The sequence below is a fragment of the Alkalibacterium psychrotolerans genome (assembly GCF_054784355.1).
The window spans coordinates 1-7,401 of sequence record NZ_BAAGPH010000114.1; the positions used below are offsets into that span (position 1 = coordinate 1).

Sequence of the window (7,401 nt, forward strand, 5' to 3'; positions counted from 1 at the left end):
CCTGGAGTACGTGTCTTAGTCGACAACCTAATTGTACCATATGGGGGGGTTCCTTTTTTCTATGTTTTAAAAAAGTTGATTTATCAGGTGTTAAACACGACAAATAATTATGAAATTGGCTCATTTACCAAAAAGCGAGAAACTCACTAAACTTTCTTTGATGTTAAGTAAATAGGTCGTTCTGTGGGTCAAACTACACTACACTAGCAAAAACGTTCAGTTCAGTTTTACGAACTGAACAATTTAATCGATATCCAGGGACTCGATGCAGTTTGCCCTGAAATTCAAGCGGTAAACTCGTCACTCAGACGTGTTTAATCTTAATAAGAGACAGTAAACTACACTCGTAGTGCATAATTGTTTAGTATTTGATTCCAACTCAAAATATCCCCTGAGCCATACCGTTTCCTTTGCTATAAACCGCTTTATTTGGTACGTTTAAGCTAAGAAAGTACGGTTAAAGGAGGATAATGGAATGGATAAAAAACATGTGGTGATAACGGGTGCAGGGAGTGGTTTGGGGGCTTCTCTGGCATTGAAGTATGCGGAAATGGATTACCATGTCACGCTGCTCGGCCGGACCTACAGCAAACTGAGATATGTGGCGGATAAAATGACTTCCGACAATGTCTCACTTTACACCATAGATGTGTCGTCCGCTGATGAAGTAGAGAAAGTGTTCAATGAAATTAGAGAAGAAAGCGAACAAATTGATGTCCTTGTCAATAATGCGGGTGTCGGAGTTTTTGATGATGCGGAGAAACTGACCACTGATGTGATTGATCAGATGATTGACATTAACCTCAAAGGGACGATTTTTTGCACACAAGCAGTCTTGCCGGAGATGAAAGAGAGAAATGATGGGACCATTATTCAGGTCATTTCCACTGCCGGTCTGGAAGGAAAAACCTTAGAATCGGTCTACTGTGCCAGCAAATACGGTCAGCGCGGCTTTACCGAAAGTATCATCAAGGAGCTGAACGACACCGATATTCATGTCCTAGCTGCTTATATGGGTGGTATGAAAACAAGCTTCTGGGATGACATGTATTCTAAAGATGAGATTGAGCACCTCATGGACCCAGACGATGTGGCTGATATTATCTTAGCTAACGTAAAACCACGTCAAAACTTAACTGTTCCAGAAATTGTTATCAAGAATCATATACCTGAGTCAAAGTAGTGCACTAAATATTTTTCAAAAAAAGTGGGCTCATACATGAAACACCCACGAAAGTTAGACAAAATAATCTAACTTTAGGGGGTGTTTGTTTAGCCATATTTATCTAAACTCTAAAATTAATTATTGGGGATGATCTGTTCAGCTTTAGCTACAAGTGATAATTCGTAGCAATCATCAGCCATTCATCATTATCCGTCTTCAAATAGGTCTGGTTATGCTGCTTAACCAGCATTTTAAAGCCGCCTCCTTGATAATGAATAACTTTATGATGGTGTGGACAGACTACTAAACAATTTTTGTAATGATCGATGAGTGTGTTCGATTCATCGTTTGCAGTTGCGACATCGTTAAAACTACTAACGGGTTTGATGTGATGCATTTCCACATAGTTTTGTCCGTTATTAGTAACTATTGCTGGAATACTATTATCTTTTGCACAAATTTGGCAGCTGTAGCCATAGAGTTCCTTCAGTTTCCTGACAAGCATACTGTTTCGTTTAAACTTTTCCTTACTCTCTGTATACTTTGCAAGGGAGCTGTTCAACGCTTCCAAATCTTCCAGCATATCTTCAATTTGCGTGTTTTCGTTTTTTGTACGAGTCACAAATTTATAAGGGATGTTCCATTTTTTTAATACTCCGGTTGCAGTCGTTTCTATCGATTTAGCATATCGACTAAGCTGTGTATACAAAGCGGAGTGTGTCTCAATGATAACAACGTTATTAACTCTAGATTCTTCCAGAAGTTCCCTCATATCTTGTTCATCCAAAATCTCAACTTCTGTAGTCCAATCATACAATTCTGTATCCAGTTCAATCTCATTTAATTTTTTCTGTTCATACCCATATTTCTCACGCAGAAACTCTTTTAAAGATTTGTTCTTTCCGTAAGCAGTAGTTGCCAAAGAATTATATAAAGGATCATATGAATCAATATAGATATAGTTATTTTTAAAATTTCTCTTTTTCAGTTTTTGCTTGATTCTTTCCTGTGTCGCATCAGTATTGCGAGTGGTGATATAGTTGTAACCCATTTGTTCAATAAACTCTTTGAATGACTTGCCGTTTCTATTTGCGTTATTGGAAAGAAAAGCGTACTCGGGTGAATGTGCCGGTATTTTTACGTTCTTACCTTCAACAATAAATTTTTCGATAATTTTCTTAAAACGCTCACTATCAGCATAGCGTTTATCTTTGTAATCATGTACATCATCATATCCTAGGTATCGAAGCAAATCTAGTCGCTCAGTAAACGTGCTCTCTTTTAATATGTCATCCAGCTGCGCTTTCATGGACGCATTAATTGACCCATCTGCTTCTAAATGACTTTCGACCTGTTCTTTAAGCTGGAACAGTTTCTTGTGCTTACTTTCAGAAAAATCCACGTACCCGTTTGCCTTTAACTGACCCCACAGCTCGCTTCCGTTTAGCTCAGTAAAGTATACACCTTTTTTGTCATTATCCCTGTCAAGTAGAGATAACTTTAGTTCATTCATACTACCTACTTTATTAAAATTTGTCAGCAATTGGTAGTGCATCCCGGACTCCGGATCATGCAGATGCCACTTTTTCGGTTTAATCAGTTGATTAATGAGCTGATTAACTTCTTTAGTTGTTAAATTTCTGGGCTTCCAGAAATAATGTCTGTTAGGCGTTTTATCCATGTGGGGGCTAATCGCTTGACGCTTAACGCCAAAAAAACCTGAATAGTCTGATTGAATAAAGTCGTAGTCTTTAATTATTTCCTTCATGCGCTTTATATCGTACGCCATGAGTTTCTCAAATCCCATTTTCTTCAACAAGGCTGTTTCACTAATATTCATTTCTTTAGCCTGAATTTTTAAAATAGAATACACAGAGTGAGTCTTCAGTTCCTTTATGCTGTCATAAATATAATTCGGATATAATTCCAATAGTCGCTTTTTTAGACCTTTCTCCGTTTGAGCATCCATAAGTTTCCTCCTAGCTTGTTTATAAGTACTAGTCATTAGCTTATTTCATTTCATCAATAATACTATCAGTATATCACATGTAAGCGCTTTTTATGCTGTCAGTTAGGCCATTTTACACTCTTTAAGTAAAAAGTGCGCCTCAATCAAGAGACACACTTTTGTTATTTTATAATATATTCCCTACCTTTGACGGATATCCTGCAGGGCTTCATGAATTTTGAACACCACGATAATGAGTTCGCAGTTTATTCTAATCATCAATGGTCCTATCAAAATGATAAGAATACCAGCTAAAACACTCTGACTCATGACTGCCAATCCTGCGAGAACCGTTACGACCAGGCCTATTACAAATATAATTTCAATTATTCTTGGCGTAATCATCCGGTCAAACTTAAAGTAGGATTGTGCTCTTACGTTAGTTTGATTGTATTCCTGATAACTCATATAACACGTCCTTCTCAATTTATTTATGTTTATTCACTCAATGAAAAATAAATACCACTGGCGAAAAATTCATCCATAACCAAGAGACTGTCATCGCCTTCAGGAACATATTTAGTTATGCGTCCGGAAGTTGATCCACCTGGAAAAAGGTCCACAAAGCCGTATTCATTGCCAGATAAGCTGGCATATTCATCTTGCGCCACTTCACTTCCAGTAGAATCTACTACAGAGAACCACGGGACAACCGTATATGGAACGTCTTCGTCTCCCTCATGTAATGTTCCTTCAAGACTAATGATGACCCATTCCATTCCTTCAGGAGCTGGTTCATTAAAACTGTTCTCTTCTTCCAATGTAGCCCAGGCTTCTTCGCCTCTAACCACATCCGTGACGGCAATTTCATAAACGGCATCGTACTGGTCTTCAAAATCTTCGCTGCGATAAGTATCTTCAAAAGTAATCGACTCGCCAAGCGGAACCGGATTAGTGCGTCGACCTACATCACTGGATGATTCTTCCTCAGAGTCTTCTTCATTATCTTCCTCTTCTTCACCATCTTGATTGTCTTCATCAAGGTCTCCCTCTTCGTCTGATTCTTCTGCTTCGACTACTCCCTCGTCAGAACTTTCCTCTGTAGTTTCCTCTTCCACTGGGTCTGAATCCACGTCCTCTTCACACGCTGCTAGCACGAGCAAAAGGCACGAAAACAGTATAGTTTGTCTTATTAAACGCTTTGGCATATGTGTACCTCCTCGAGTGTCTACGATGATAAACCATTTAGAAATATGTTCAGCTTAACACTAACGATTTGGAGATATAGCTTATAGAATCCATCCTTTCTTCCTTGAATCCTAATCGTTCCGAAAAGTAAAATCACCCTTTCTTTAAAATAGCGCTTTCATTATGTTCACTTCACTACAAAGATAGATTTATTTCCATCATAATTTTTATAATATTAATTTGTATTTTTTATCTAATGAGAACGTTATAGTGTAAAAGCAGCGGGCTGCTTTACTCCATTTAGTGTCTAGTTCTTTTAAAGTTTTTCACCCAAACTACACGCTTACGCCCATTTTGTTTAGTTCAGAAAAATGAACTACACGATTCAGCCTAATAAATGGGTTTGAGTGTAGTTCGCTATATTAAAATAGCGCCTTACTTAACGCGCACTATAGTTCCTGCCTTCAAACTAAAATAAACTACACGATTCCATTAAATTGTTTAGTCCACAAAAAAAGCACCCGCTAACCATCTAAAATTAGCGGGTACTTTCATCTTTAAATCTTATTTCAAATCTCTCACTTCGTCAAAATGCTTAATCTCCAGTTGTTCTCCCGAAAGTAAGGTATACTTCGTATCTCCTTCAGTCATCTCCACTTTAATATGACGGTTCTTAAACTGAATCGTAAACCGCAGTGCCTGCCACTCTTTCGGTAAACGCGGCTTGAAGGTCAGCTGATTATCCACAACCGACATGCCGGCAAAACCAGTGACTATGCTCATCCAGGTGCCGCCCATATTGGCTGCGTGGACGCCATCTTTTGTGTTGCTCTGCATGTCGTTCAAGTCCATCAGCGCGGTATCCATGAAGTAGCTGTAAGCTTTGTCCATTCGGTCCAAAGCGCTGGCCGCGATGCCGAAAATGGATCGTGACAGTGAGGAATCATGAGTCGTGACCCCTTCATAATAGTCATAGTCCCTTGCTCTTTGTTCCAGTGAAAAGACTTCCGGGAAGACAATTTGAGCCAGTACCGTATCCGCCTGCTTATTGACCTGATGCTTGTAAATAGTCATCGGATGATAATGTAAGAGCAGTGGGTGGTTTTCATCGGGCGTATTCTCAAAATCCCAGACCTTCTTACTGAAGAAGGAGTCGTCCTGCATCGACAGCTGACGCTCTTCGTCATATGGGAAGAACATTTTATCAGCTGCTTTTTTCCAATCTTCTAATTCCGATTCTGTAAAGCCGATTTTTTCCAGAACGTCTTTCGCTTCTTTTACATCAGCTTCCAGAACTTCTTCAATCCACTCAGCTGCAAGCAACAGATTCTTCTGAGCAATCAAGTTAGTATAATAATTATTATTGACCAAAGCCGTGTACTCATCCGGGCCGGTGACTTCGTTCAGGACAAAAGCGCCCTGTTTTGTCTCGTCAAAATGTCCCCACTCATAGTAAAAGCGTGCTGTTTCACTGACAATTTCCAGTCCCTTGTTCCATTTAAATTCTGCATCATCAGTAGCCTGCACGTATTCATCCACCGCATGCGCAATATCGCCATTAATGTGAATCTGAGCTGTTCCGGCTGGATAATAAGGACTAGCTTCTTCCCCGTTAATTGTTCGCCAGGCAAAGAGTGCGCCAGTTTGAATCGCCATTTCACGTGCACGGTCACGGGCCTGTTCTAAAATAGTATAGCGGTAAGACAATAGTGACTTGGCCACTTCAGGCTGCGTGTAAATGAAAAATGGCATCATATACATTTCCGTATCCCAGAAATAATGTCCCTCATAGCCTTCACCGGTCAGTCCTTTTGCCGACATATTGCGCTTGCCGTCACGTGCAGCTACCTGATTTAAATGGAACAAGTTGAAACGCAGTCCAAGCTGTAGTTGATCGTCTCCGTCAATTTCAATGTCAGACTGTTTCCAGAATTCAGCCATGTCTTCTAAGTGCTGAGCTTTTACACTTTCAAAACCTAAATCACGCACTGTCTGCACCTGATTATGAAGATGTTTCAAGACTTTTTCAGCATCCTCATCTGAAATGAACTGATTACTGTAGGCAGTAAACTGTTCAAATGTCACTGAATCGCCTTCTTCAATCGTCCCTTCAAACGTAACCGATTGTTTATCTAAATGTCGCTGTAACTTTTCAGAAGACGTCTTCACTGCAGAGCCTATCCATAGCGACAAATCAGACGCTTTTGTTTTAATCTGGACATAAGTCGCATCATCTTTCATTTCTCTTTTTTCAATAGTAAAACGTCGCTCTTTTTGAGCCTTAACTCGCGGATCGTTGTCATCTTCAGCCGTCTGTTTTCCTAACGAATCCAATTCGTCCATTTCAAAGGAGACTTTAATCGGTACATCTGATTCGACGGCTTTAATTTTCAGTGACTGAGCCACAATTTCTGGATAACGGTAAGAAACTAAGCGTTCAAACTGCCCTTCAATCACCTCACCACTCGGTGCTTGCCATTTAAAGGTGCGCGTCAACAAGCCTTCTTTCAAGTTCAGCTCACGTGAATGAGAAAGTACCGTACCTTCTTCCAATGTAAAAAGCGTACCATTCACTTCAATAACCACATGCTTGCCGTGCGGTACGGGTATCACGGTCTGATGGTTTTTCGCATACCCATAAGCCCACTCGCCATACTGAATTGGTTCACTGTCATAGTAACCATTCACTAAAGTCGCTTCACTGTGCCCATAATCAGACACCAAATGGCTTTCTTCCAGACTACCACGTGTACCCACATGACCGTTTGATAAAGCAAACAGCGTTTCGTTTTGTGCAATTGTTTCGGGATTAGTACTTTCCTCTTTCAGTACCCAGTTTGTCTGATTTAAATCTAGGGAATTCATATTAAAAATCTCCTTTTCTTTATTAGTCTCTCAAAGCGTTAGATATCTATCTAACAAATGAAATCGCCATCATTGTTTGCAGAAATTGTAACATACAAATAGTTAAATGAGTCAAGTCCATAATATTGTGTAAAATACAGTACACTGTTTTCGTGTCTTAACCTTGCGGTCAAAATTGAATATATTTTCGAGTTGAACTTAGCCAGTCTTCGTGACAATCAATAAGAACTGCACC

The 7,401-nt window shown here is 39.7% G+C and carries 5 protein-coding genes; 1 reads left to right on the plus strand and 4 read right to left on the minus strand.

What is annotated here, in order from left to right:
* Window positions 1–475 precede the first annotated feature (475 nt).
* Window positions 476–1,183: an SDR family oxidoreductase gene (locus tag ACYVLS_RS09510; protein ID WP_460323926.1), complete on the plus strand. Its 708-nt coding sequence runs from the start codon at window positions 476–478 to the stop codon at window positions 1,181–1,183.
* A gap of 148 nt (window positions 1,184–1,331) precedes the next feature.
* Here the strand turns inward: ACYVLS_RS09510 and ACYVLS_RS09515 are convergent, their stop codons facing one another.
* From ACYVLS_RS09515 to ACYVLS_RS09530, 4 genes are all read right to left on the minus strand, one after another.
* Window positions 1,332–3,134 carry an HNH endonuclease gene (locus ACYVLS_RS09515; protein ID WP_460323928.1) on the minus strand — a complete coding sequence of 601 codons (1,803 nt, stop codon included), beginning with the start codon at window positions 3,132–3,134 and terminating at the stop codon, window positions 1,332–1,334.
* A gap of 180 nt (window positions 3,135–3,314) precedes the next feature.
* On the minus strand, window positions 3,315–3,581 hold the full coding sequence (locus ACYVLS_RS09520; protein ID WP_460323930.1) for a DUF4282 domain-containing protein: 267 nt from the start codon (window positions 3,579–3,581) through the stop codon (window positions 3,315–3,317).
* A gap of 29 nt (window positions 3,582–3,610) precedes the next feature.
* Window positions 3,611–4,321 carry a hypothetical protein gene (locus ACYVLS_RS09525; RefSeq protein WP_460323932.1) on the minus strand — a complete coding sequence of 237 codons (711 nt, stop codon included), beginning with the start codon at window positions 4,319–4,321 and terminating at the stop codon, window positions 3,611–3,613.
* 544 nt (window positions 4,322–4,865) lie between these two features.
* Complete coding sequence (locus ACYVLS_RS09530; protein ID WP_460323934.1) at window positions 4,866–7,166, minus strand: glycoside hydrolase family 65 protein; 2,301 nt, start codon at window positions 7,164–7,166, stop codon at window positions 4,866–4,868.
* Window positions 7,167–7,401 lie beyond the last annotated feature (235 nt).